Raw genomic sequence first — 24,562 nt, forward strand, 5'->3', positions numbered from 1 at the left:
AAGAATCGCCTTCCTCAGAGGATAATTCCCTGATTCAACGGGGGTTCTTTTTTGGCTTTTTCAAAGTGGACCCAAGCAACAGGCTCCAATCCTGAAAAATCCTGTTCATCCTGTCCAAAGGTTTTAGGGTTTCTCAACAATAATCCAGACGATATGGTTTTCCGCCTCAATGCGGACCCGCGCGCCGTCAAAGCGGAAAAGATCCGCAATCTGCTGCGGGGCGAGGATCCGGCTCCGCATCAACGCCAGCCTTTCGGCGATCGAAAGCAGCTTGACGCCGAAGGACCGCAAGTCGGGTTCCTCGATCACCAGCCTGCCGCCCGGCGCGAGCGCCCGCCAGAGTTCGAGTGCGGTCCGGCGCTGATCGCACACATGGTGGAGGGCGTCGACCATCAGAATCCGGTCGAAGAAGCCATCCGGAAAGGGCAGTCGTTCGGTGTGCGCGCAGACGGGGCGGAGGCCGTTCTTGCCCCGGGTTTGGGTCAGCATCGGATGGGAAAGGTCGGCCACAATGATCGGATCGGCCATCCCGGAAAACAATTGCGCAATCCGCCCCGTTCCTCCGCCGGCGTCGAGCAGGGCGCCGGAGACGGGCAGTTCGAGGCGGTCGATCAGTGTTTTCGGATCGGAAGGCCGGAAGATCCGATCGTACAGGGGCGCGAGAAAACCGAAATGGTCGAAGATGGGCATGTTCCCGTCATTCTAATCCGCACACAGCGAAGCGGCGATCCGGTGCCGGATGTCGTCGTGCGCATCCCGGAAGGACGCAGCGATATCCTCGTCCGCGCCCGCCGCGGCAGGATCGGGACATCCGAGGTGCGCGCATTGCCCTTCCCCCGCCGGATCGGGCTGTTCCCCGCCGCGTGATCGCATAACGCGGCGACCGGGTTGAAATCCGTTCCGCGGAACCGGCCGCCATTTTCGGGCGGCCCGCGTACCGGATCCCGATTTCCGCCAACGCCGCAAGCGCCGCCGGACGGGCGCTTTCCGCCGGACGGGTTCCCGCGCTGAAAGCCTCCCAAACCTCCCCGAGCCGGGAATTGACGATCGCCTCGGCCATCTGCGAGCGGGCGGCGTTGCCGGTGCAAAGGAACAACACCTTGCGTTTCATGCGGAATCCTCCGCCGCGTCGGCGAGCCAGGCGGCTACTTCCTCCGGGCCGGGGATCCGTCCGGAGCAAACCACCTTCTGGTTGATGACCAGCCCCGGCGTGGCCAGGATGTTGTATTCCATTATTTTGTTGATATCGGTGACCTTGGTCAACTCCGCTTGCAGGCCTTTCGCCTCGAGCGCCTGCCGGGCGACGGCCTCCACTTTTTTGCAATTGGCGCAGCCGGAGCCGAGAACTTTTATGGTGAGCATGTTTTTTCCTCCGCAAGAATGGATTTGCGCCTGAAGTATTTTACTCTCCCGACACCGGGATCTCCGCCTGCACGCGGGCGACCCTGCGGTTGATGAGAATGAGCAACCCAGCCAGGACGGCCAGGAATGCCGCCAGGAAAAGCGCCAGCAGGCCCAGGCCGGTTCCGTCGATCCAGGCGCCGTAGATCAGGCCGGCCAGCATGCTGAACAGCGCCACCCAGAATACGTACACCCAGGCCTTAAGTCGGCCGATGATGGCCGCGGTGATCAGGATGCTCTGCAGGCTCAGCTCCGGGTCGGCCATCAGGTACGCCAGCAGCGGGCCGCGGTGCATTCCCAGGCTGAGGAACATGTTCGCAATCGGCACCTCCACCAGCGTGGGGAAGTACATGAACACGCCGAAGATCACTCCCGCCAGGTTGCCGGGCAGCGTGTTCGATCCGGCCAGCGCTTCGATCCACTCCGGACGGATGATCACACGGATCATGCCGACGGCGAACACGCCGACCACCAGCAGGGGGAAGATCTGCTTGACGAAGCGCCAGGATTCCCAGAGGAAATCGCGCTGTTCGTCTTCGCTCAGCCGTTTGCGCAGCAACCACCCGAGGACGGCAAGAGCCGCAAGCACCGCGAAGAACTTCCCGGTGAAGAGGATATCCAATCCGCCGAGGTGCGGCTGCATGCCGAGCGCGGCGGTCAGCAGCGTCAGCCCGGTCAACCCGAGCGCGGCCCACGTCCAGGCGGAAAATCCGCTGTGGATGTTGTCGAAACCCTTCCAGGAGGCGATGCCGACCAGGATTAGGAGCCCGATCAGGATCGCGCCCTGGGCGGTGACGCCTTCCTCGCCTTTGGCGGCGTTGTAGGGGACGAGCGTGTACAGGACATCCTGGAACTTATCCACGCCGGGGATCGGCAGGGTTGCCTGTCCGTACGAATTGGTCAGCAACCCGACCTTGAGCGTGCCCGAGAGCAGTAGGGCCACCAGGATCAGCAGGAACGCCAGCGCCGCGCGGCGCATCCCCTTGCCGCGCTGTCCGGCAAACACTTCGTCGGTGTCCTTGTCGTGGGCGACGTCCGATTTGTGGAAGATCAGCGCCATGATCAGGCCGATCCCGATCCCGAACGCGAGCGAGAGGAACAGGCGGGCGAAAGCCAGGTCGGTGCCGATCACGCCTCCGGTGTACACCAGAGCCAGGATATTGGCGGCCGGGGCAAAAAACAGGAAGGTAATCGCCGGTCCGAGCCCGGCGCCCTTCTTATATATCCCGGCGAAGAGCGGGACGATGGTGCAGGAACAAACCGCCAAAACCGAACCGGCCAGTGCGGCCGCCGGGTAGGATATCCACTTAGGGGTGTTGCGTCCGAGGAAGCGCGTCACCGACGCCTTGGGGATGAGCGCGGTCATCGCGCCGGCGATGTAGAACGCCGGTACGAGGCACAGGAGCACATGTGCGGCGAGATAGGCCGCCAGGTTGCCCAAGCCGCCGCGAAGCAGGGAGCCGAACAATTCCACCATGGGGCCTCCATGTTTGTTGCTTGGAATCGATCTCGTTATTCGCCCGCGGGGTGATCCGCGCAATTCGGGCAATGGCATTTTTGGGGCATCGGGCCACGGACCGCCGCGGAAAGGTCCGTGTTCACCCCAGCGATCCTTGCCGCCAAACCGATCAGCTCGAGCAGCGCCGGATCCGCAAGTCGGTAATAAATGAACCGCCCGTCGCGCCTGTTCTTGATCAATCCGGCTTTGCGGAGTGCCATCAGATGCTGGGAAAGGGCGGCCTGGCGGATTCCCAACCGCGCTTCGAGGTGGCAGACGCACGATTCGCCGCCGCCCAAAACTCGGATGATTCCCAGACGGGCGGGCGGCGCGATCGCATCCAGAACCCTGGCTGTCCGGAGGATTGCGTTGTCGGTCGGCTTTTTCATATTCAATATCCTGAATGTTTAAAAGCAATTATATTCAAAAAAAATAATGTGTCAACCTGCCGGAAGCCCGGCGGAGTCGGGATCGGTTTTCCTCGCGGGGAGGAACGGCGGCCGCCGGTTTGAGGTTTTACCTGCGCGAGATTCGGACCGGGGGGGCGATTTTCCTTCGCGCATTGCTGGAAGCGTCGGCCGTACTGGAGGTAGCCCTGCACGGCTCGTGCCGGTTGATTCCGCCGCCGCCGGGAACCTTTTTATACGGCTTTCACCCGTCGTTTCTGGCGGACTGGATGTGATGGAAGGGGAGTGTCGTCCGAGGGTGTCCGGGAAACGTCCGAGGATGCGGATTCAGGATGGCCTTTGCGGTAGAATCCCCTTGCACTCAGCCTGGATCTCCGGAGCAACCTTTGTTCGACATCGTTTTCCTCGGCACCTCCGCTTCCGCCCCCTCCATCCAGCGCGGCCTGCCCGCGCAGATGGTCCTGCACAAGGAGTACCGGTTCCTGATCGACTGCGGCGAGGGAACCCAGCGCCAGATCCTGCAATCCGGCCTGGGGTTCAAGCGGCTGGATAAAATCCTGATCACCCATTCGCATTTGGACCACATCCTCGGACTGGCCGGCCTGCTCTCCACCTTCATGCGCTGGGAGGCGATGGAAAAGCTGGAGATCTGGGCCGGGCCGCCGGCGCTTGCGCGGATCCGCGACCTGCTGTACGGAGTGGTGCTGAGGGGGGGCCGCCCTCCGGTGGCGGTCGAATTCCACACCATCGAACCGGGGTGCCTGATCGAGGATGAAACCTTCCGGCTTTCCGCCTTTCCGGTGACCCACCGGGGCGGCGGGACCTTCGGCTTCCTGTTCGAGGAGAAGGCGCGCCGTCCGTTTTTGGCCGAGAGGGCGGAAAGCCTGGGCGTGCCGCCCGGCCCATTGCGCGCCAGGCTGGTGGCGGGCAAGGCCGTCACGCTGCCGGACGGTTCGGCGGTCGAGCCGGACGAGGTCCTCGGGCCGCTGACGCCCGGGACCCGGCTGGCGTTTGTCGGCGACTGCGGAAGGACGGATAATATCCTGGAACGTTGCCGCGGCGCCGACGCGCTGGTGATCGAAGCCACCTATCTGGACGTGGAGGCGGAACTGGCGCGCGAGTTCTCCCACCTCACCGCCCGGCAGGCGGCGCAGCTGGCTCGCGACGCTCGGGTCCGCCGGCTGTTCCTCACCCACCTTTCGCGGCGGTACCGCGACCGGGAGGTTTTGGAGGAAGCCCGGGCGGTGTTTGCGGAGACGACCGTGGTGAAGGATTTCGACCGATTCTCGATCGCACGGGAAAAATGATCCGCGCATTGCGCCACTTTCCGATCGTTCTTCGCACCGTGGTGATGGCGGTCGCCGCCGTCATCCTCCTGCTGGCGCTGTTCGCCTTCCTGGGGTCCGACGCGCTGGATGACAGTACCCTCCAGGCGCAGCAGATGCAGCTGCAGTCCGCCGGGCTGGCGGCGCAGAGCCTGGACGTGCGGTTGGACGCCTCCTTTCAGGTCCTGACCCATCAGGCGGATGCGCTCGGGAGCGGCGCGGATCCGCCGGCCGACCGGGAAGAAACCCTGAGCGCGTTGGCCGCGAGCGGGCTGTTTCCCGGCGGAACGTTCCTCCTGGATTGCGCCGGGTCGCTGCTCGCGGCGGAACCGGCCTTGGACGAACAAGCGGCCGAATCCCTCCGCAAGTCCCCGGCCGTCGGGCGGGCGCTTGAAACCGGCGCCCGCCAAACCGGCGATTTTGACATCGACGGAGGGGGATCGCCCCGGACCGTTCTGCTGGCGCCGGTGCCGGATTCCCGGGGCGGGGACGGTTGCTGGCTCGGCGGGTGGATCTATCTGGACACGGCCCCCTTCCGCGACTTCGCCGGCCCGGCCGAAGCGGGGGGCGCTTACTCCATGGTCGTCGATTCGGCCGGAAACACCCTGGAGCTCGACTCCCAGGGCCGGCTGACCGTACGCCCGGCGGCGAATTACGCCTACCTGTTCCCATATCTGGAAAAGCGGGAGGCCGGCCTGACGCGCCTGGACCGAAATCGGATCCAGGCCGAGGAGAGTCTGATCGCGGCCATCGTCCCGATGGAAAACGCTCCCTGGAGGATGGTGATCGTATCTCCCGAGAGCCGGGTGTACGGCCTGTTGAACACCCTGCGCTGGCAATTTGTCTATTTCGGCGCCCTGATCATGGCGGCGGCGATCTTCTTCGTCTGGATTTATCTGGAGGCGTTCGTCGGCCCGATCCGCGAGCTGCTCCAAGCCACCCGGCGCCTGACGGACGGCGACCTCTCGACGCCGATCCGCGCCGCGGGCCGCGACGAAACCGCCGAGCTGGCCAGGGCGTTCGATGCGATGCGTTTGAAGATGGCGGATTGGAGCGGCGCGCTTTCGGCCGCGGTGGAACGGCAGACTCACCGCCTCTCGACCCTGTACGCCATCGACCGGGCGGCTTCCAAGACCCTGGCGCTGGAAGAAGTGCTGACCATCTCGCTGGAGCGGGTCCTGGACCTCTTAAAGATGGACGCCGGGGCGATTCTGCTGGCGGAAAAGGGCGCCCTCCGGCTGAAGGTGCAACAGGCGCTTTCGCAGGACCTGGCCGCCGCACTGAGCCGGGTGGACACCTCCCACCGCGGGATCGGGACGGCGACGCTGCGCAAAAAGGTTTCCGTGGCGGTTCCGGCCGAGTTTCCCGCCGACGGCCTGCTGGAGCAGATCCTCCGATCCGGCTTCCAGACGGTGGCCTGCACCCCGCTGATCGCCAAGGATCAATCGCTGGGGGTTTTGACGCTGTTCACCCAGGCCGAGCGCACCTTCGCCGTCGACGACTTGGACCTGCTGGAATCGATCGGCCAACAGATCGGCGGCGCAGTCCACAATGCCCAGCTGTTCGAATCCGAACTGCACCGGCGCGAGCAGGCGGAGGGATTGTACGAGCTCGGTTCGGAGATCATTTCCCTTTCGACCCAATCCGACACGGCGCGGGCGATCTGCTCCAAGGTTTCGAAGGCCGCCCGCGCCCATTCGGTCAACATCACCCTGATCGACCCGAACGGCCAGGTTGTCCTGCGCCTGACCGTGGACGGGCGCGGAACGGCGGCGTCCGAGCTGCCTCCCCGGCCGCACGGCCTGACGATGCGGGTATATTTCGACGGGCTGCCGCTGATCGTGGAGAAGCCGGATCCCGAGCAGGCCGAGATCACCCGGGAGACGGCGGCCGCGGGGGTGCAGGCGATGATCGGCCTGCCCCTGCGGGCGTCCGGGCGGGTGGTCGGCACGATGTTCGTCCGCTATTCCCAGCCGCGGTCCTTTTCCGAGGAGGACATCCGCGGGCTGACGACGTTCGCCAACACTGCGGCGATGGCGCTCGAGCGGGTGCGGCTGTTGCAGGAAACCGAACGAAGGCTGGAGGAAGTGGCCGCGCTCTACGAGCTCTCCAGCGTCCTGCGCGGCGCGATGACCCTGCACGAGATGCTTCCCCAGCTGCTGCACCAGGCCCTGCAGATCGCGCGCGCGGATGCGGCCAGCATCTCCCTGGTGGACGGGCAGGAGGTCGTCTGCCGGGCGGCGGAAGGCCTGGCGGCGGAGGTAATCGACCGGCGGATTCCGCTCGGGGAGGGGTTGACCGGCGGGGCGGCCGCCAGCGGCGAGATCCGCCAAACGCCGTTCCTGCCGCGGGATCCGATGCTGGTCTTTCCGCCCGACTCCGGCACGATGGTGCGCGGCGTCGGCTGCACCGTGTGCATTCCGCTGCGCGCGGCCGACGAGGTGGTGGGCGTGCTGCTGCTGGCCTCCTCCAGCCGTTCGCAATTCGGCGAGAACGAGCTGAGGCTGCTGAAGGCCGCCGCCGACATCGCCGGCGGATCGATCCACCGGGCGAACCTCTTCGAGCAGTTGGAACACCGGGTGCACGAACTGAGTTCGCTCTACGAGTTCGGCCAGGCGGTGTCCACCAGCCTGCATCTGGAAGACGTCGTCCGCCTGATCGTCCGCACGGTCCCCCCCGCCGTCCACGCCCAGGCGATCTGGGTCTTTCTGTGGAACGAGGTCGAGGAACGGCTCGTGCTGCAGCATTCCGGGGAAGGATCGGATTCCGGACCGGCCGAATTGAAGTACCGCGCCGGCGAAGGGCTGGTGGGTTGGGTGTTTCTGGAGGGCCGTCCGGCCATCGTCGCGGACGTCAATTCCGATCCGCGCTGGAAGCAGGAAGCCGAGCACGAAACGGCGACCCTCGGGTTCCGGGTCCGGGACGTGATGGCGGTGCCGATGATCCACGGTAAGAAGGTGCTGGGGGTTCTGCTGGCGATCAACCGCCAGCAGCAACGCAGGTTCTCCGAAGCCGACCAGTCGCTGTGTGAGGCGCTGGCCGCCCAGACGGCGATTGCCATCGAGAACGCCCAGCTGTTCGAAGATGTCCGCGCCATTTCGGTGGCGACGATCTCCTCGCTGGCTACCGCGATCGACGCCCGCGATCCGTACACCCGCGGCCATTCCGAGGACGTGACTAAGGTTGTGGTCCAGCTGGCCCGCGAACTCGGCTGGCACGGGGCGGATCTGGAGATGCTGGAATTCGCGGCGCTGCTGCACGACGTGGGCAAGATCGCCGTCCCCGACGACATCCTGCGCAAGCCGGAGAAGCTGGTCCCCGACGAGTGGAACGTCATCTATCTGCATCCCTACCACAGCGCCCAAATCCTGCGCCCGGTCGAACCGCTGCGCAAGATCATCCCCTGGATCTACCACCACCACGAACGATGGGACGGCGACGGGTATCCGGACCGTTTGAAGGGCGAGGCGATCCCCGAGGGGGCGCGGATCATCGCCGTGGTGGACGCCTTCAACGCCATCACCACCAACCGCCCGTACCACAAGGCGCTTTCGGAAAAGGAAGCCCTGGACGAGATCGAACGCAATTCCGGCAAGCAGTTCGACCCGGTCGTCGTCCGGGCCTTCCTGCGGATCATGAAGCCCGCCCGCTGAACGCGAACGACAAAGGCCGGTTGGGAAAACCGCTCGGGAGGGTTTACAATCGGCCGTTGGAGAAATGACCGATGCCTCTTTACGAATATGTCTGCGAAGCCTGCCGCCGCGAATTCGAACTGCTGCGGCCGATGAACGAGGCGGACGCGCCGACAGCCTGCCTTTCCTGCGGCGGCACTCGCATCCGGCGCAAGCTGTCGGTTTTCCACGCCCAAAGCGACGGAAAAAGCGTCGCCGGGACGAACGCGCCTTCCTGCTCGGACTGCGCAGGCGGTTCCTGCGGCTCGTGCGGGCTCGGGTGAAGGTCTTTGCGCTGGGGGGAGCGTTTTCCCAGCCGGTTTTTCACCGATCAAACATGAAGGAGTCGGATTAAAACCGGATGCAGCCGGGTAACCCCGGCAACCCGCCGGGCCGGATCGAGTCTGCAGGGGACCGAACGGTCTTGCCGAGTTCGTCTGGGGATGCGGTCAGAAGGCATGCGGGCTTTCCCGGGCCTTCGGCCGGGATGGGTTCGATCAACTTTTTCAGGCGGGGAAAAATTCCTATACCAAGAGGGAGCCAAAAATGGAACAGGATACCAAATACCTCACAATTCTCTCTATATTCCATTACGTCGTTGCCGGCATCGCCGGATTGCTATCATGCACCCCCATATTCCACCTCCTGATCGGCATATCCATGCTGACGGGCTCGTTGTTCGCCGGCTCCGAATTCCCGGATTCATTTCCAGCCGGCCTGTTCGGATTGGCGTTCACCGCCATTCCGGCGATCATCATCCTCGCCGGATGGGCGTTCGCGATTTGCCTGGGACTGGCGGGCTTTTTCCTCTCCCAAAAACGGCATTATTATTTCTGCCTGGTCATGGCCGGGATCAGCTGCATCTTCACGCCGTTCGGGACCGTGCTGGGAATCTTCACCATCATCGTGCTCATGCAGACCTCCGTGCGGAAGTTGTTCGGACAAGACGCGTAGCCGGTTCCGATTCTTAAAAAATCCTTCACTTCCCGGTACACTCACCAAACCCCTCGAGCTTGCACCGGCAAGCCCACCGGGGGCGGGCGGAATCGCAGAATTTTTCGGTGGTTTCGCTCACCCCGCAGGAGGTCGGGCTTGGGGATACATATCGAATAACCCCCGGGGGCAGGCTCACACTCCTCCTCTCCATCTCCCAACAGCCTGCTGGAGGCATGGGACTCCCGCGTACCACGTATCGATTAATATGACATATTGACTCCTAATTATTTAAATGCTAATATTCTAATACCCTACCCCCCTGGGTGGGGTAAGGACAATATAGAATGGCTGAAAAAGAAGAGGTATTGCGGAGAGCCCGCGTGGCCGTCGGACATCTCGAGGGTGTGTCGAAGATGATCGAGCGCGACGAGTATTGCATCAACGTCATCCGCCAGATCCAGGCCGTGCAGGCTGCACTCAATCGGCTCTCGTCCAGGATCCTCGAGAACCACCTGCAATCGTGCGTCACCACCGCCGTCCGGGGCGGCGATCCGGACGCGCGCGAGAAAGTGCTCAAGGAGATTGCAGAAGTATTTCAAGCGGCGAATCGTTCTTGACCCCCTGGAAATCGCCGTCCCCCCATTTCTCGAAGGGAAATGGGGGGACTATAGGGGGGCGGGATAAGGAGAAAACCATGAAAACCGTCACGCTCAAGATCCCGTCCATCACTTGCCATCACTGCATCAGCACCATCACCAAGGAGTTGATGTCCATCACCGGGGTGAAAAAAGTGACCGGCGATGAGCATGCCAAGCAGGTGGAGGTGGAGTTCGACGCGCCGGCGGCGCTCGAGATCATCCGCGACGTGCTGACCGAGATCGATTACGAGCCGTCGAACATCTAACACCGCCGGAACGGACGCGTGGCGTGTTCCGTGTTCCGTGTTTGAGGCCGAGGCGGGCTTGAAGGGCGAATAGGCTCCGCGAGGAAATCCATGGCCGACGAAAGGGTCACCCTGCCAGTCACCGGAATGACCTGCGCCAATTGCGTGGCGACGATCGAGCGCAGCCTCAAGCGCCTGCCCGGCGTGCACGAAGCCCAGGTGAACCTGGCATCGGAACGGGCCAGCGTAGCGTACGACCCGGCCGCACTCGGACAGGAAGCGCTGGTCGCGCGCATACGGGATGCCGGCTACGATGTGGCCCTCGGTGAAGAGGCGATCCCGCTCAAGCGCCTCTCCGACCCGGGGCAGGCCCGGCGCCTGGAAACCCGGCTGCGCGGCCTGCGCGGCGTGCTTGCGGCGGAGGTTTCCCTCGCTTCCGAACGCGCTTTGGTGAAATTCATCCCCACCGTGGCCGCCGCCGCCGAGATCCGCAGGGAAATCGCCGCGGCGGGGGTGGAAGTTGCGGAAGCGGCCGACGCGGGCGAAGACGCCGAGGCGCTCGCCCGCCGCAGGGAGATCGAGCACCAGCGCCGCCGCCTCGTGTGGGGGGTCTTGTTCACCGTGCCGCTGTTCCTGCTATCGATGGCGCGCGATTTCATGCTGATCCCCGCGACCGTCGGCCAGGCCCCATGGTTCAACTGGATTCTGTTTTTCCTGGCCACCCCGGTGCAGTTCGGGGTCGGATGGCAGTATTACGCCGGGGCGGTCAAGGCCGTCCGCGGCGGGTCGGCCAACATGGACGTGCTGATTGCGATGGGATCATCGGCGGCCTATTTTTATTCCATCCCGGTGATGCTGGGTGTCCTTCCGGGTCACGTCTATTTCGAAACCGCCGCGGTCATCGTCACCCTCATCGTTTTGGGCAAGTTCCTCGAAGCGCGCGCCAAGGGCCGGACGAGCGACGCGCTGCGCAAGCTGGCCTCGTTGCAGGCCAAGACGGCCCGCCTCCTGCGAGACGGAGCGGAGCGCGATATCCCGGTCGACGAGGTTAAGCCGGGCGACGTCCTGGCTGTCCGGCCCGGCGAAAAGGTCCCGGTCGACGGGGAGCTGATCGACGGCCGCTCGAATGTGGACGAATCGATGATCACCGGCGAGCCAATCCCGGCCGCGAAGGGCCCGGGCGACAGGGTCATCGGCGCGACGATCAACCGCCGGGGGGCCTTCAAGATGAAGGCGCTCGCCACCGGCCGGGACACGGTCCTGGCGCAGATCATGCGTTTGGTCGAAGAGGCGCAGGGCGGGAAAGCGCCGATCCAGCGGTTGGCGGATAAGATCTCGGAGTGGTTCGTCCCGGCGGTGATTTTCGCCGCGGCGGTGGTGTTCGCGGCCTGGTTAATGGCCGGGCTGGCGGCGAACGCGCCGGATGCGTTCACCACGGCGCTGATCCGCGCGGTGGCGGTGCTGGTGATCGCCTGCCCGTGCGCGATGGGCCTCGCCACCCCGACGGCGGTGATGGTCGGGACCGGGAAGGGGGCCGAGATGGGGATCCTCTTCCGCAGCGCCGAAGCCCTGGAGAGCGCCGGCCGCGTGACGACCGTCGCGTTCGACAAGACCGGCACATTGACTCGCGGACTTCCGGAGGTTACGGATGTGATTGCCGGTGCGTTCCCCGGAGGCAAGGATGAGCTGCTGCGGATCGCCGCATCGGCCGAAAAGCCTTCGGAGCACCCGCTGGCCGACGCGGTCCGGGCCGCGGCGGCGGCCCTCGGGCTGACGCTGGAAGATCCGGAATTGTTCGAAGCCGATCCCGGCCGCGGGATCGAAGCCGTCATTTCCGGCCGCACGGTGCGGGTGGGCCACGAAAGGATGCTCGCCGAAGTCGGGATCTCCTCCGCCCCCTTGCGGGACGAGATCGACCGCCTGCAGGCGGCGGCGCGGACGGTGTTCCTCGTCGCGGTGGACGACCGGCTGGCCGGATTGATCGCGGTCGCGGACAAATTAAAGGAAGGATCCCTCGACGCGGTCCGGGAATTGAAACAAGCGGGCGTGAAGCTGGCGCTGATCAGCGGCGACAACCGGCGCTCGGCCGAAGCGGTGGCGCGCGCGGCGGGGATCGAGCGGGTGCTGGCCGAAGTGCTGCCGGACGCCAAGGCGGCCGAAGTGGCGCGCCTGCAGGCGGAAGGCGAAAAAGTGGCGATGGTCGGCGACGGCATCAACGACGCCCCGGCGCTCGCGCAGGCCGATGTCGGGATCGCCCTCGGCACCGGGACCGACATCGCCATGGCCGCCGCGCCGGTCACGCTGATCTCCGGCGACCTGCGGGGCGTCTCGCGCGCGATCCGGCTTTCGCGCGGCGCCCTGCGCACCATCCGCCAGAACCTGTTCTGGGCTTTCTTCTACAACGTCGTCCTGATCCCGGCCGCGGCCTTCGGCCTGCTCAACCCGATGCTGGCCGCCGGCGCGATGGCGTTCTCCTCGGTCTTTGTGGTGACCAACAGCCTGCGGTTGCGGGGGTTCCGGGGCTGAAGCCTCTTCACCGCAAAGCCGCCAAGAACGCTGAGAGTTCAATAAAATTACTTTGCGATCTTCGCGCCTTGGCGGTGAAAAGGTATGTCCTCCGCATTGTATTAAAATTCCTCCATGCCCCCGAAATATCGGTATCCCGCGCGGATTACATTTCTAATCCTGCGGGATTTTCTTTTTGGACGGCGGCGGTCCTTCGTCGCAGACGCATCACGGTTGATCCAAGGCGTCCGGTCCTTCACCGTGGTAGGAATCGCGCCTGCGGGGAGCAGACCCTTTCTCTTCTTGGTCAATCACTATTCACGACCTGGATTCAAAGCTTGGTGGACTGCGATCGCTCTCACTGCCGCGGCGAACTCCCCGCTTCGTGGGGAAAGGCGCGAACCCGCCCCGGCTGTCGGGCCGGGGCTGCACTGGCCGATGACCGCCGCCTGGACCTTTCCGGATCCGCTGCGTTCGCGCCTGCTAACGCCGCTCAGCCGCTGGGCGCTGGCGCGGATCGCGCGGATGTACGGCTTCACGCTCATGCCGCCGATGCCTCCGCGGCCGGAGGATGCGGGGGCGCGCGCGGATTCGGTGCGGCGCATCCTCCGCCTCGCGCGGCGGAGCCGCCCCGACATCGCGCTCGCGCCCGAGGGGATGGATTCGCCCGACGGCCGGCTGAAGCCGCCGCCCTCAGGGGCCGGCCGCTTCATCGCACACCTGGCCGCGCTGGGATACACGCCGGTCCCGGTCGGGGCGTATGAGACGGACGGCGCGTTTTGCCTGCGGTTCGGCGAGCCGTTTCGCCTTCCTCAGACCGACGCGGTCTTCAAGACCGGGTCGGTCTTTGCGCCGTCCGGAGAGCGGGTTTCCGGGTTCAGGGAGGCGGAGGACCGCGACCGGGAAACGGATAGAATCGTGATGGAGAAAATTGCGGAACTGCTGCCACCTAACCTCCAATCCCCCGACCCCTTTCCCCCTTCCCTTAAGGGAAGGGGGAAAGGGGAGAAGGGGTAAGGGGGTTAGGTTAGGAGACTTTATGCGCAAGGTCACCGCCTGGGAATTTTTAACCCTCAATGCGTACTTCTTCGGCCTTTCTTTTTTATGGAACAGCCTGCATCTGATCCTTCTGCCGGCGATCCTCCTGCTCTACGTCCCGGACGGGCAAAAGAACACCGTGCTCGGCGTGCTGACCGCGGCGGGTTTGGTGATCGCGATGGTCGTCCAGCCGGTTTCCGGGTCGGTCAGCGACCGGTGGGCTTCGCGCTGGGGCAGGCGCCGTCCGCTGATTCTCTTCGGCAACCTGGGCAACCTCGCTTTCCTCGGCCTGCTGGCGGCGGCCGGCGGCGTACCCGGGCTGGCGATCGGGTACGTCGGATTGCAATTCACCTCCAACACCGCGCACGGGCCGGCGCAGGGCCTGCTTCCGGACCGGATCCCGCCCGCGCTGATGGGCCGCGGCAGCGCGGTGAAAAGCGCGCTCGACATGCTGGGGATGATCGCCGCGTCGTTGATCATGGGGCGTTACCTGCGCGGGGACGGTTCGAATTGGATTCCGGCGGTCGGGATCATCGCCGCGGTCATGCTTTTCACCGCCGGGATGACCCTGCTCGGATCCCGCGAGGAAGACAGCCGCGCGCGGGCGGCGACCGGGTCGCTCGGCGTCCGGCTCGGCGGAATGTTCCGCGTGCAGTGGGACACGGCCCCCGGATTCGCCTGGCTGATCGTTTCGCGGTTCGTGTTCCTGGCGGGCGTCTATGGAGTCCAGGCGTTTTCGCAATATTTCATCCGCGACACCCTTCCCGCCGAGGACCCGGTGAAGCTGACCGGGGATCTGATGGCGGTGATCGCGCTTTCCCTCACCGCCACCGCCTTCGGCAGCGGCTGGCTGTGCGACCGGTTCGGGCGCAAGCCTCTCCATGTGCTCGCGGCGTTCCTTGTCGCCGGCGGCAGCCTGCTGATGATCCCGGCGCGAACGGCGGAGACGGTCCTGCTGTGCGGCACGATCATCGGCGCCGGCGCCGGCGTGTTCATCACCGCCAACTGGGCCTTGGCCACCGACCTCGCGCCGCAGGCCGAGGCGGGCAAATTCCTCGGGCTGACGAACTTGGCCACCGCCGGCGCCGGCGCCTTCAGCCGTCTGACGGGACCGGCGATCGATTTCCTCAACGGTGCGGCCCCGGGAAGCAACCTCGGGTACACGGCGCTGCTCCTCAGCAGTGCGGCCTTCGCCCTGCTGGCGTTGTTTGTCCTCGTCCGCGTTCCGGAGGGATTTCGCCGATCCGCCGCCGGCCTTCCGGCGGAGGCGCCTTGATCCGCGCGGCCGCCCGCCGGCTGGCGCTCGTCCTCTCCGCCGGGTACATCCTGATGTTTTTCTCCGAGCACCTGTTTTGGGCGCGGTTCCGGCCGGGGATCGACGGGCCCGGGAACTACCTCAACACCTACATCGCCTATTGCCTGGCCGGATACGCGGCGCTGGCGGTGATCTCGATCTTCCGCGTGCGGCGCGCGGCGGCGGTCTTCCTGGCGGGGGCGGTGTTCGGCTGGCTGACCGAAGGCGTGATCGTCGGCACCGCTTACGAGATGCTTCCGCTCTCGATCTCCTTCACCGGCTTGGCCTGGCACGCGCCGATCAGCGTCGCGCTCGGGTTATGGGCTGTGCCGGAGATCCTCAGCCGCCGCCGCGCGTTCCTGCTTCCGGCCGCGGCCGGCATCGGCCTGTTCTTCGGCGCCTGGGGGATCAATTGGCTCGCGAACGAATCCGAATATCACGCGACCGTTCCCGAATTCATCCTGTTCGCGACGGTCGCGACCGGGGCGCTGATCGTCGCCTACGGCGTTTTTCTTTCGGCACGAAGGTCGCCGGCGCGGATCCATCCGCCGGAGGGGATCGCGCTGGGCGGGCTGGCGGCGTTCTTCTTTCTCTTTCGGGGGATCGAACAACCGGTTGCGTTTTGCGTTTTGCCGATCCTGATGGGCCTCACCTTCTGCGCGTTGTGGATCAACCGGCGGAAGGAGGCGCAGGGGAGCCTGCTGGCCGAGCCGCTGGCGCACACCCGCCTCCCGGTTTTGGCCGCCCTGCTGCTGATTCCCACCGCCGCGGCGGCGGTGTATGCCCCGGCAGTCTGGCTTGGGGCGAAGATTCAGACGAACATCCTTTTCTACCTCCTGCTGACGCCGCTGGGGTTTTTCTTGTACGGCGCATCGCTGGCGGCCGCCTTGCGGAGTGGGCATGCCGCTGCGCCGGAGACTCGGCCGGAGCCGCGCACCTGACAGGTCGACGGCACCTGTCAGGTGTGAAAATCATCCGGATGGATCCTCCCGTCCGACTCCCGCGGCCGATGGAGACCGCCGCCTTCTGATACAATCCCGGCAGAATTTCAAGCCCGTCTTTTTTTTTCCAAAGGAGGCGCCATGCGCAGGTTCTTTCCGATCCTGGCGGGTTTTGTGCTTGTCGGTTTGGCTTGTGCCTGCCCGAACGTGGGCGGGATACAAGGGACTTTGGAAGCCATGGGCGGCACCGTCGGCTACATGCTGACCGAAGCGCCCGCGCTACTTTCCGATCTGCCCGGAACATTGGAGGCGCAAATGACGCCGCCGGACCTGAGTGCGCCGGGGATAATCCGCGGCAAGCTGAGCTACCCGAGCGACTTCATTCCCGCCCAGCGGGTCGTCGCCTTCCGCACGGCCACGATGGAGGTCGAGGCGGACGTGACCACGGCCGACGGCCAAGGCGAATATGCGCTCAGCGTGGGAGCCGGCGAGTACTATGTTGTGGCCTACAAGCTCCCCGGCGGAAGCGCGGCCGGCTACACCCAAGCGGTGCCTTGCGGCCTGCTGGCTTCCTGCACTGACCACAGCCTGATCCCGGTTTTCGTGGACGCCGGAGCGGTGGTGGACAACATCAATCCGCAGGATTGGTACGCCCCGCCGGGCACCTTCCCGCCGATGCCTTGACAGCGATCCCGCCAATATACGACCGGACCGACGCGGTCTTTGCGGCCGCGTCGGTCTCTGTGGAAAACGCCTCGGTCAATCCGGACCAATCCGACCGATGCAAATCGCGGCGGTACGTGTGCAGCAAGTCGCAGAACCCCCTCGGTCCCCCAGGTCCTGAAAGGAACGGTGGGAAAGAGAACCCGGGGGGTAAAATCCCCCTCTGGAAAACACTCCGCGCTTTGATAGAATCCTCCTTCGCCATGGAGTTTAAACTGCATTCCCCCTACCAGCCCACCGGCGACCAGCCGCAGGCGGTCGATTCGCTGATCGACGGCCTACGCAAGGGCGAGAAGCACCAGGTCCTGCTCGGCGCCACAGGCACCGGCAAAACCTTCACCATCGCCAACGTGGTGGCGCAAATCCAAAAACCGACTCTGGTGATCGCGCACAATAAAACCCTCGCCGCCCAGCTCTACGCCGAGTTCCGCGATTTCTTCCCCGAGAACGCGGTGGAGTACTTCGTCTCCTACTACGACTACTACCAGCCGGAGGCCTACGTCCCGCGCCAGGACCTCTACATCGAAAAGGAAACCGAGACAAACGCCGAGATCGAGCGCCTACGCCTGGCGGCGACCACCGCCCTGCTTTCGCGGCGCGACGTGCTGATCGTCGCCTCGGTCTCGTGCATTTACGGCCTCGGCTCGCCGGAGAACTACGGCAAGGTGATCATCCCGCTCGAGCGCGGGAAAACCTACCGCCGGACGACCCTCCTGCGCCAGCTGGTGGACATTCACTACGAGCGCAACGACACCGAGCTCAAGCTCGGCACCTTCCGGGTGCGCGGCGACACGCTCGAGGTGATGCCGGCCTACGCCGAAGCGGTCTTCCGTTTTTCGTTTTTCGGCGACGAGCTGGAGCGGATCAGCGAGCTCCAGCCGGTGACGGGGGAGATCCTCGCCGAACCGGATTCGGTCACCATCTACCCGGCGCGGCATTACATCGCCGAGGGCGAATCGATGCGCGCGGCGATCGCCGATATCGAAGCCGAGGCGGCGGAGCGGGTGGCCCATTTCAAAGCCGCCGAGAAACCGCTCGAGGCCGAACGCCTCGAACAGCGCACGCGCTACGACCTGGAGATGCTGCGCGAGGTGGGCTATTGCTCGGGCATCGAAAACTACTCGCGCCACTTCGACCGGCGGGCGGCGGGCACCCCGCCGTGGGTGCTCTTGGATTACTTCCCGCCGGATTACCTGCTGGTGATCGACGAAAGCCACATGACCGTTCCGCAGGTGCGCGGCATGTCGGGCGGCGACCGCTCACGCAAACAGACCCTGGTGGATTACGGATTCCGCCTGCCTTCGGCGCTGGACAACCGGCCGCTTTCGTTCGAGGAGTTCGAAGCCCGCATGGGCCGGACGATCTACACCTCGGCCACGCCCGGACCCTACGAGATGGAGCGCGCCGAGCGGGTGGTGGAGCAGATCATCCGGCCGACGGGGATCCTCGACCCCGACCTGGAAGTGCGCCCGGCCCAGGGGCAGGTGGACGACCTGATCGCCGAAATCCGCGCGCGCACCGGCCGCGGGGAGCGGGTGCTGGTGACCACGCTGACCAAACGGATGGCGGAGGACTTGGCGGATTACCTGGCCGAGCTGGGGATCAAGGTCCACTACCTGCACTCGGAGGTGCAGACCTTCGAGCGGGTGGAGATCCTGCGCGACCTGCGGCTGGGGCAATACGACGTGGTGGTGGGGATCAACCTGCTGCGCGAGGGGCTCGACCTGCCGGAGGTATCGCTGGTGGCGATCCTCGACGCCGACAAGGAAGGCTTCCTGCGCTCCGACACCTCGCTGATCCAGACCATCGGCCGCGCGGCGCGCCACGTGCAGGGCAAAGTGATCATGTACGCCGAAAAGGTCACCGATTCGATGCAGCGCGCGATCGACGAGACCGCGCGGCGGCGCAAGATCCAGGTCGAGTACAACCAAGCCCACGGAATCGAACCGGTGAGCATCGTCAAGGCGGTGCGCGACCTGACCCAACGCCTGCGCTCCGGCGCGCCGGAGCCATCCCGGGAAGCCGGGGAAGCGGGGGCGGGGCTCTCGCGTGCGGAAGCCGAGCGCGTGGCTCGCGAACTCGATAAGGAGATGCGCACCGCCGCCCGCAACCTCGAATTCGAGAAGGCCGCGGCGCTGCGCGATCAGTTGTTCGAGTTGCGCGGGTTCCTGGAGGATGAGAAAGTAGGCCGGGGGAGGAAGGGCCGACCATAGACCATCGACAACCGACCATCGTGAAGACCGGACCCCACCTCCTACCCCCTCCCCAATATGGGGAGGGAAAGGGGAGGGGGCTCGAGGAATCCGCTAACATCCGATATCGCACCGAATGGAATTTGGGGAGATGTAAACGCGATGGAATACTCGACGATGGTCCATGGTCTATGGTCTGCGGTCCATCGTCGAAATACTGATGGTCGAGAATCCATGGTCCATGGTCCATCGTCTCGTTGCTTTCCGAAAGAATCGAGGTTAACGGTTGACGCCTTTTCAAGGAATCATTTTCGACTTCAACGGGGTGTTGTGGTGGGACGGGCCGCTGGTGGAGGAAAGCTGGCAGGCGGCGGCTTTTAAAATCCGCGGGCGCCCCTTCACGCCCGAAGAAACGGCGCGGATCATGCACGGGCGCGACAGCCGCGGGACGATGGAATACCTGGCCGGGCGGCCGCTCAGCCGGGAGGAATCCGCGCGGCTGGTGGGGGAGAAGGAAGCCCATTACCGGGACCTATGCCGGAAGCAGGGCGAGGCCTTCCGGCTCTCGCCCGGCGCCGAGGAGTTGCTGGAGTACCTGCGCGAACGGGGGATTCCGCGCACCATCGCCACCGTCTCGATCATCGAGAACGTGGATTTTTTCGTCCGGCGGCTGCGGTTGGACCGCTGGTTCAACACCAGGCTGATTGTTTACGACGACGGGATCCTGCCCGGCAAGCCGGCGCCGGATTTCTACCTCAAGGCGGCGGAAAACCTGAAGCGGGATCCGGCGCGGTGCGTCGTGGTCGAGGATTCGCTTTCTGGCATCCAGGCGGCGCGCGCCGCGGGGATCGGGCGGGTGATCGGGCTGACCACCAACCAGCCGGCGGAAGCGTTGCTCGGCGCGGGGGCGCACGAAACGGTTGAAAATCTCGGGCAGGCCGACTGGGAACAACTTTTCGGACCGGTCACCGTATGAATAGGTGGAAACCTCTGAAAAAGGGGGCATGCTGAGCGAACCGAAGCATCTGATACAGAATTTTTAGCCCCTTCGCTGCCACCGCTCCCCCCGGTGAAATGCCCACCGAGGGGGGCGCGAACCTGCCTTCGGCAGAGAGGCCGGAGGGGCAAGCGCTCAGGGGGTCTCTTTTGAAGGTTTCCGGCAGTTATCGCAAAGAATGGTGATCTTACTCGAAAATGGGGGATGTGACGGCGGCCATCTGAAAAAAGTCAAGAAAAAAGAGAAATGAAACGGGAGGCCGGCATCGTTTCGGGCCGGGAATCCGGGTGTTCCTCCTCAAGCATAGAAAGGATAGCCTTGGAAAAAAAGAAGAACAACGTTGCCCCCGCTGATCCTTGGCATTTGCCGAATTTGCAGGGCGGGGATATAATTGTGCCACTACTCAAATCCGTTTTTTTCCAAGAAGGGGGATAACATGAAATCCATCTGCACGCCCGAAGAAAAAACCAATATATCCAAAGGAGGGGAAATGGATACAGCAACCAGCAAGCGGAAGTTAGCGGCGCCGGCCGCCGTTTTTATGATTCTGGCGGCGGTGCAAATGGCGTGTGCACTCAGCGGCGCGGAACCTCAAGCGGCGGAGAACACGCCGACCGCAGACACGGCTGTGACCGCCCAACCCGCGGGGGAAACCGCCGTGCAAACGCAAGCCCAACCCGAAGCCACGAAGGAAGGGGATGCCGAAGGCGGCCCGTCCTCCGGCGGCTCGGTGGGCGATTTCGCATGTTTTGCAACCTCGGACAACGGGGTCACCTGCCTGAACGACGGGGGGTGGAAGACGTATACCGAGGAGAACACCGATTTCTACAGCCTCGACGTCGAGGATATGGCCGCCTGCCCGGATGGAAAGATATACGCCTCCACCTTTTCGATGGTGCTGGTGTTCGACGGAAGGGCGTGGGAGGAAATCCCGCCCGGTGGAGAGGAATATATCGGGGGCGATTATATAGCCTGCGGCGCGGAGGGGAGTATCTGGGTCGGCGGATACAAGGGTATTCACTACTACAAGGACGGGGAATGGGGATCGTTCGCCGTCGAAGCCTACGCCACCGGTGAATACCCAGATCTCATGTATGGGTTGGAAATCGCTCCGGACGGCACCGTTTGGGTGGCGACGGCCCGCTCGATCTCGGCGTACGATGGAACGTCGTGGAAGGAATATACGCAGGGCAGCGGATTCGACGTGGAGATCAGCCCCGCCGGTTTGGCCGTGGATTCCAAGAACCGGGTTTGGATGATCGATTACGATATGCTGTATCTGTTTGAAAACGGCGGATGGAATGCCTTCGAGTTGAAGCACAGCATCATGACTCCGAACTCGCTCCTTGTCGATCCGCAGGACCGCCTGTGGATCAACACGGACACCTATGGGGCCTTGATCCTTGACGGAGACCAGTTCAGCGAGTTCTCCTATAACAGCGGAGATCTCCACAGTAACGGGGTCTTCTCGGTGGCATTCGACAAATCGGGCAAAACCTGGGTGGCTATGGAGTACGGGATTGACATCCTTTCGGGAGACACGACGACCCACTACCGGATGGATAACGCCGATCTGGCGGACAACAAGATCATTCGTGTCGCGGTCGTCGGCAACGGGCCGGCTCTTCCCGCGGAAATGACCAAACAGCCTGGCTCCATCGTCGGGAGCATTACGGTGGGAGGGAAACCCTTGGCCGGCGCGGAAGTGGAATTTTGCGTCGAGGAGTTGGGCTTTCAATACGTCGGAGAGACTCCCTGCAGCAGCCAACCCTTCATGAAAAAGGGAACTACGGATGCGGAAGGAAATTTCTCCATCGCGGATGTCCCGACGGGATATTATTACATCACGGTGAAGGTTGAGGATGGATGGATTTACTTATACGAGAGAATTCCCGTCGCGGAGGGCAAAGAGACTGATATCGGCGAATTGAAGGTTAAGGAAGACTAACCCGGCCGGAAGCGATGCTCACCCTGCGAAAATAATAAAAAAACTCCCCGCCCGAAATTCGGCGGGGAGTTTTTTTTATCAGACTCGCACACGAGAAATCACTCAGGCTACGGGCTCGACGGTTCGATCACCGGCGGCTTCTTGGGTTCCACGGCGGTATGGAAAAATCCGGACGCTTCGATCTCCAGCCCTTGGATGATTTTCAGCGCCGGATTTACGAAAAACGCGCCGATCGGACCGTCGATAAAGCCCAGGACTCCATAGAGGATCGGCAGGCAAACGACGGCTCCCAGGCTGGTGATCAGACCAAAGAAGTCAATTGATCTTCCGTAGGATGAGCAGGGTGCTGAAAAAAGAGGGGAAGGCGGTTGAGCCCGCCCCGGACAGTCCGCCGGGCGGGGCTCGACCGGCTTTTTCAGCACCCGATTAGGAGGAGCGGAAGGAAAGCGCTGATGGCAGCGCCCCCGGTGAGAATTGTTCCAAGCAGATTCACAAAAGTCATGAACAATCCCCCTGCGAATCCGAACAGGGCATTGACCGCGGCGGAAACCGCGGCAAACGAAAGAATTCCAGCGCGGCGGATTTTTATCCTTGCCCCTCGTATGAAAAACGCGGATTGGATTCGATTGAATGGCGGGCTGCGGCGTCATGACCTCCCGCCCGGTTTTTCGGCGGTCATCAGGAACAGGGGGAATTCCCTTACTCCGCGCTCGGTCTGCTTGCGCATGCGGAAGACCGTATCGAAGGCGACCTTCCGAAACCCCGCGCGCACGGCCAACGCCTGCAGCTCGCCGCGGTCGAAGCCCCGATGGCCGTCGAAGCCGCCGCCATGGAACGAGCCGTCTTCCGAATCCAGATCCGCGATGCACGCAAAGCCGTTTTCTTCGAGCAGGGAGAAAAACGCCCGCAGGATTCCGGCGGTGTCCGGGATGTGGTGCAAGGCCATCAGGCTGTAGATCAAGCCGTAGCGTTCCGGGGGTGGGGGATCGGTAGTGAGGTCCAACCGCAGGGGGAACATATTGCGGATGCCGGCGCCGGCGATTTTTTCCGAAAGGACGGCCAGCATCCCCTCCGAGCTGTCGGCCAGCGTGATCCGCCCCAGGCGGCGGCGGAGGGCGAAGCTGAGCAGGCCGGTTCCGCATCCGTATTCCAGCGCCCGCATGCCGCGGCTCAGCGGGACGCGGCGGGCGACGGCGCCGGCAACGGCTTGCGCGCGTTCCGTCTTGACGGGCGACTGGTCCCAGTCTTTTGCTTTGCGGTCGAACTCGGTCATCCGTCGAGGTCCAGGGCGAAGACCGCCACCCGTCCGGAGCGGCCGGAGAGGTGTTTGTCGCCGAGGGGGCGGGCGGGGGGCTTGCCGGCGGCCTCGTAGGTGGCTTGGCTGAGGAGCACCTGCCCCGGCCAGGCTTCCTCCTGCAACCTCTGGGCGATGTTGACCGCGTCGCCCACCACGGTGTAGTCCATCACCAAATCGGAGCCGATGTTGCCGACGATCGCTTCGCCGGTGTGCAGACCGATGCCGAGGGCGATCTCGCCCGAGGCGAGGTTCAGCGCAGGCGCCTGCTCGGCGAAGGCGCGCTGGACGCGGCGGGCGGCCTCGACGGCGCGGCGGGCGTCGTCCTCCTGCGGCACGGGCGCGCCGAAGAATGCCATCACCGCGTCGCCGATGAATTTATCGAACGTGCCCCCGCACTCGAAAATCGCCCCGGTGAGGATCGGGAAGATGCGGTTGAGCATCGCCACCACCTCGGCGGCCGGATGGTTCTCGGTGAAGCGCACGAAGCCCTTGATGTCGGCGAACAGCACCGTCACCCGGCGGGATTCGCCGCCCAGCCGCAGATAGCGCTCGGGTTCGGTGAGGATCGTCTCGGCCACGTCCTTCGACACGTAGCGGTGCAGGGCGCGCGCCAGCAGTTCGTTGCGCTCTTCCAGGTCGAGGTGCAGTTTGCGCAGGCGGAGCAGCGAGCGCGCGCGGGTGAGCAGGATGACCGAATCCAGCGGCTTGCCGAGGAACTCGTCGGCGCCGGCGTCGATCGCCTCCAGGCGCTCGGAATCGTGGGCGGTGACGATCATCGCCGGAACCAGCCGGGTGCGCCTTTCGGCGCGCATCGCGCGGCACACTTCCAGGCCGCTCTTGCCCGGCATCGAAATATCCAGCAAGGCCAGGTCGATCCCCTCGCGGGAGAGGATCTCCAGCGCGGCGTCGCCGCTGCCGGCGGGGAAAACCCGGCAGCCGGAGGATTCCAGGTAGGTCTGCAGGAGTTCGCGGATGTTTTTGTCGTCGTCCGCAACGAGCACGAGGGGAGGCCGGTTGAGGATGGCAGCCAGGTCCATGGAATTATCCCCAGTTATTCTACCGAAAAGACGGTTTTCCAACCATCAACGGAAACAGGGGGATCCTACCCTTTTTCGGCACCTTGTTGGGCTTGTCGATTTTTAACCGATTGGATCATCAAACCACACAATACCGCGGCGAAGTCAGCGACCCCGTGGAGAGCGCGGTTCATTTCTTGTGCGAATTCCCTGCCGGGACTAGAATATCCGCCGTCCGCAACGCCGGGAGTGCAATCCCCCGGGCAGGCGTTGCTTGCCGGACGGGAAACCGCAAAATTAGGATTCCCCAGCATCCCCTCCCGCCGACGCCAGCCGTGTGCCGAGAAACCGTCCCGGGGAAAAGGATTATCCCCGGGGGGCTGGATTTTCTTTGAGGCGGTTTTCCGCCGGATGCCCCGCACCCCGTGAAAGCGGCGAGCGGCCGGGGGCGTATCGCGGGAGTCGAAAGCTTCGGCGGATCCTTTGCGAA

Annotated in this window: 23 protein-coding genes; 15 read left to right on the forward strand and 8 right to left on the reverse strand. The window is 64.2% G+C overall.

Annotated features, from left to right (window positions below; genetic code table 11):
* Positions 1 to 123 precede the first annotated feature (123 nt).
* The 5 genes from JW929_11240 to JW929_11260 are packed head-to-tail and all read right to left on the reverse strand — an operon-like array spanning position 124 to position 3,288.
* On the reverse strand, positions 124 to 690 hold the full coding sequence (locus tag JW929_11240; GenBank protein ID MBN1439972.1) for a class I SAM-dependent methyltransferase: 567 nt from the start codon (positions 688 to 690) through the stop codon (positions 124 to 126).
* Positions 691 to 697: 7 nt separating this feature from the next.
* Positions 698 to 1,111, reverse strand: a complete 414-nt coding sequence (locus JW929_11245; GenBank protein ID MBN1439973.1) for a hypothetical protein — start codon at positions 1,109 to 1,111, stop codon at positions 698 to 700.
* Positions 1,108 to 1,362: a TM0996/MTH895 family glutaredoxin-like protein gene (locus tag JW929_11250; GenBank protein MBN1439974.1), complete on the reverse strand. Its 255-nt coding sequence runs from the start codon at positions 1,360 to 1,362 to the stop codon at positions 1,108 to 1,110. Before JW929_11250 ends, JW929_11245 begins: the two co-directional genes overlap by 4 nt.
* 40 nt (positions 1,363 to 1,402) lie before the next feature.
* A complete protein-coding gene (locus JW929_11255; protein ID MBN1439975.1) occupies positions 1,403 to 2,878 on the reverse strand; it encodes a permease in 1,476 nt (491 codons plus the stop codon).
* Between the two features lie 35 nt (positions 2,879 to 2,913).
* Positions 2,914 to 3,288 carry a helix-turn-helix transcriptional regulator gene (locus JW929_11260; GenBank protein ID MBN1439976.1) on the reverse strand — a complete coding sequence of 125 codons (375 nt, stop codon included), beginning with the start codon at positions 3,286 to 3,288 and terminating at the stop codon, positions 2,914 to 2,916.
* A 119-nt stretch (positions 3,289 to 3,407) separates the two neighbouring features.
* On the opposite strand from JW929_11260, the gene JW929_11265 reads away from it, so the two are divergent.
* The 15 genes from JW929_11265 (at position 3,408) to JW929_11335 (ending at position 21,759) form a co-directional block, all read left to right on the forward strand.
* Positions 3,408 to 3,581 (forward strand): hypothetical protein, encoded by a 174-nt coding sequence (locus tag JW929_11265; GenBank protein MBN1439977.1) that lies wholly within the window; start codon positions 3,408 to 3,410, stop codon positions 3,579 to 3,581.
* Positions 3,582 to 3,692: 111 nt separating this feature from the next.
* The gene (locus tag JW929_11270) at positions 3,693 to 4,613 is read left to right on the forward strand and encodes a ribonuclease Z (protein MBN1439978.1); all 921 of its coding nucleotides are present in this window, start codon (positions 3,693 to 3,695) and stop codon (positions 4,611 to 4,613) included.
* The gene (locus JW929_11275) at positions 4,610 to 8,284 is read left to right on the forward strand and encodes a GAF domain-containing protein (protein MBN1439979.1); all 3,675 of its coding nucleotides are present in this window, start codon (positions 4,610 to 4,612) and stop codon (positions 8,282 to 8,284) included. Before JW929_11270 ends, JW929_11275 begins: the two co-directional genes overlap by 4 nt.
* A gap of 71 nt (positions 8,285 to 8,355) precedes the next feature.
* On the forward strand, positions 8,356 to 8,586 hold the full coding sequence (locus JW929_11280) for a zinc ribbon domain-containing protein (protein ID MBN1439980.1): 231 nt from the start codon (positions 8,356 to 8,358) through the stop codon (positions 8,584 to 8,586).
* Between the two features lie 262 nt (positions 8,587 to 8,848).
* Positions 8,849 to 9,256 carry a hypothetical protein gene (locus JW929_11285; protein MBN1439981.1) on the forward strand — a complete coding sequence of 136 codons (408 nt, stop codon included), beginning with the start codon at positions 8,849 to 8,851 and terminating at the stop codon, positions 9,254 to 9,256.
* Between the two features lie 326 nt (positions 9,257 to 9,582).
* On the forward strand, positions 9,583 to 9,855 hold the full coding sequence (locus JW929_11290) for a metal-sensitive transcriptional regulator (GenBank protein MBN1439982.1): 273 nt from the start codon (positions 9,583 to 9,585) through the stop codon (positions 9,853 to 9,855).
* Between the two features lie 77 nt (positions 9,856 to 9,932).
* On the forward strand, positions 9,933 to 10,142 hold the full coding sequence (locus JW929_11295) for a cation transporter (protein MBN1439983.1): 210 nt from the start codon (positions 9,933 to 9,935) through the stop codon (positions 10,140 to 10,142).
* Between the two features lie 90 nt (positions 10,143 to 10,232).
* Positions 10,233 to 12,647 carry a copper-translocating P-type ATPase gene (locus JW929_11300; protein ID MBN1439984.1) on the forward strand — a complete coding sequence of 805 codons (2,415 nt, stop codon included), beginning with the start codon at positions 10,233 to 10,235 and terminating at the stop codon, positions 12,645 to 12,647.
* A gap of 417 nt (positions 12,648 to 13,064) precedes the next feature.
* Positions 13,065 to 13,643 (forward strand): hypothetical protein, encoded by a 579-nt coding sequence (locus tag JW929_11305; GenBank protein ID MBN1439985.1) that lies wholly within the window; start codon positions 13,065 to 13,067, stop codon positions 13,641 to 13,643.
* A gap of 22 nt (positions 13,644 to 13,665) precedes the next feature.
* Positions 13,666 to 14,940, forward strand: coding sequence for an MFS transporter (locus JW929_11310; GenBank protein ID MBN1439986.1), 1,275 nt, complete (start codon positions 13,666 to 13,668; stop codon positions 14,938 to 14,940).
* Positions 14,937 to 15,899: a hypothetical protein gene (locus tag JW929_11315; GenBank protein ID MBN1439987.1), complete on the forward strand. Its 963-nt coding sequence runs from the start codon at positions 14,937 to 14,939 to the stop codon at positions 15,897 to 15,899. The genes JW929_11310 and JW929_11315 overlap by 4 nt, the downstream gene beginning before the upstream one ends.
* A gap of 141 nt (positions 15,900 to 16,040) precedes the next feature.
* Positions 16,041 to 16,583 (forward strand): hypothetical protein, encoded by a 543-nt coding sequence (locus tag JW929_11320; protein ID MBN1439988.1) that lies wholly within the window; start codon positions 16,041 to 16,043, stop codon positions 16,581 to 16,583.
* Between the two features lie 242 nt (positions 16,584 to 16,825).
* Positions 16,826 to 18,835, forward strand: coding sequence for an excinuclease ABC subunit UvrB (gene uvrB / locus JW929_11325; protein ID MBN1439989.1), 2,010 nt, complete (start codon positions 16,826 to 16,828; stop codon positions 18,833 to 18,835).
* Between the two features lie 265 nt (positions 18,836 to 19,100).
* The gene (locus tag JW929_11330) at positions 19,101 to 19,790 is read left to right on the forward strand and encodes an HAD family phosphatase (protein ID MBN1439990.1); all 690 of its coding nucleotides are present in this window, start codon (positions 19,101 to 19,103) and stop codon (positions 19,788 to 19,790) included.
* A gap of 511 nt (positions 19,791 to 20,301) precedes the next feature.
* Positions 20,302 to 21,759 (forward strand): hypothetical protein, encoded by a 1,458-nt coding sequence (locus JW929_11335; GenBank protein MBN1439991.1) that lies wholly within the window; start codon positions 20,302 to 20,304, stop codon positions 21,757 to 21,759.
* Between the two features lie 107 nt (positions 21,760 to 21,866).
* Here JW929_11335 and JW929_11340 read toward each other — a convergent pair whose 3' ends face one another.
* The 3 genes from JW929_11340 to JW929_11350 form a co-directional block, all read right to left on the reverse strand.
* Positions 21,867 to 22,181, reverse strand: coding sequence for a hypothetical protein (locus JW929_11340; GenBank protein MBN1439992.1), 315 nt, complete (start codon positions 22,179 to 22,181; stop codon positions 21,867 to 21,869).
* A gap of 224 nt (positions 22,182 to 22,405) precedes the next feature.
* Positions 22,406 to 23,032: a class I SAM-dependent methyltransferase gene (locus JW929_11345; protein MBN1439993.1), complete on the reverse strand. Its 627-nt coding sequence runs from the start codon at positions 23,030 to 23,032 to the stop codon at positions 22,406 to 22,408.
* Positions 23,029 to 24,093, reverse strand: coding sequence for a response regulator (locus JW929_11350; protein MBN1439994.1), 1,065 nt, complete (start codon positions 24,091 to 24,093; stop codon positions 23,029 to 23,031). Before JW929_11350 ends, JW929_11345 begins: the two co-directional genes overlap by 4 nt.
* Positions 24,094 to 24,562: the final 469 nt, after the last annotated feature.

The sequence above is a fragment of the Anaerolineales bacterium genome (assembly GCA_016928575.1).
GTDB lineage: Bacteria > Chloroflexota > Anaerolineae > Anaerolineales > RBG-16-64-43 > JAFGKK01.

Coding starts and splice junctions, on each gene's coding strand:
- JW929_11310 (MBN1439986.1), top strand. CDS start 13,666: ATGCGCAAGGTCACCGCCTGGGAATTTTTAACCCTCAATGCGTACTTC.
- JW929_11275 (MBN1439979.1), top strand. CDS start 4,610: ATGATCCGCGCATTGCGCCACTTTCCGATCGTTCTTCGCACCGTGGTG.
- JW929_11320 (MBN1439988.1), top strand. CDS start 16,041: ATGCGCAGGTTCTTTCCGATCCTGGCGGGTTTTGTGCTTGTCGGTTTG.
- JW929_11300 (MBN1439984.1), top strand. CDS start 10,233: ATGGCCGACGAAAGGGTCACCCTGCCAGTCACCGGAATGACCTGCGCC.
- JW929_11250 (MBN1439974.1), bottom strand. CDS start 1,362: ATGCTCACCATAAAAGTTCTCGGCTCCGGCTGCGCCAATTGCAAAAAA.
- JW929_11285 (MBN1439981.1), top strand. CDS start 8,849: ATGGAACAGGATACCAAATACCTCACAATTCTCTCTATATTCCATTAC.
- JW929_11255 (MBN1439975.1), bottom strand. CDS start 2,878: ATGGTGGAATTGTTCGGCTCCCTGCTTCGCGGCGGCTTGGGCAACCTG.
- JW929_11260 (MBN1439976.1), bottom strand. CDS start 3,288: ATGAAAAAGCCGACCGACAACGCAATCCTCCGGACAGCCAGGGTTCTG.
- uvrB (MBN1439989.1), top strand. CDS start 16,826: ATGGAGTTTAAACTGCATTCCCCCTACCAGCCCACCGGCGACCAGCCG.
- JW929_11245 (MBN1439973.1), bottom strand. CDS start 1,111: ATGAAACGCAAGGTGTTGTTCCTTTGCACCGGCAACGCCGCCCGCTCG.
- JW929_11305 (MBN1439985.1), top strand. CDS start 13,065: ATGACCGCCGCCTGGACCTTTCCGGATCCGCTGCGTTCGCGCCTGCTA.
- JW929_11280 (MBN1439980.1), top strand. CDS start 8,356: ATGCCTCTTTACGAATATGTCTGCGAAGCCTGCCGCCGCGAATTCGAA.
- JW929_11240 (MBN1439972.1), bottom strand. CDS start 690: ATGCCCATCTTCGACCATTTCGGTTTTCTCGCGCCCCTGTACGATCGG.
- JW929_11335 (MBN1439991.1), top strand. CDS start 20,302: ATGGATACAGCAACCAGCAAGCGGAAGTTAGCGGCGCCGGCCGCCGTT.
- JW929_11345 (MBN1439993.1), bottom strand. CDS start 23,032: ATGACCGAGTTCGACCGCAAAGCAAAAGACTGGGACCAGTCGCCCGTC.
- JW929_11290 (MBN1439982.1), top strand. CDS start 9,583: ATGGCTGAAAAAGAAGAGGTATTGCGGAGAGCCCGCGTGGCCGTCGGA.
- JW929_11295 (MBN1439983.1), top strand. CDS start 9,933: ATGAAAACCGTCACGCTCAAGATCCCGTCCATCACTTGCCATCACTGC.
- JW929_11350 (MBN1439994.1), bottom strand. CDS start 24,093: ATGGACCTGGCTGCCATCCTCAACCGGCCTCCCCTCGTGCTCGTTGCG.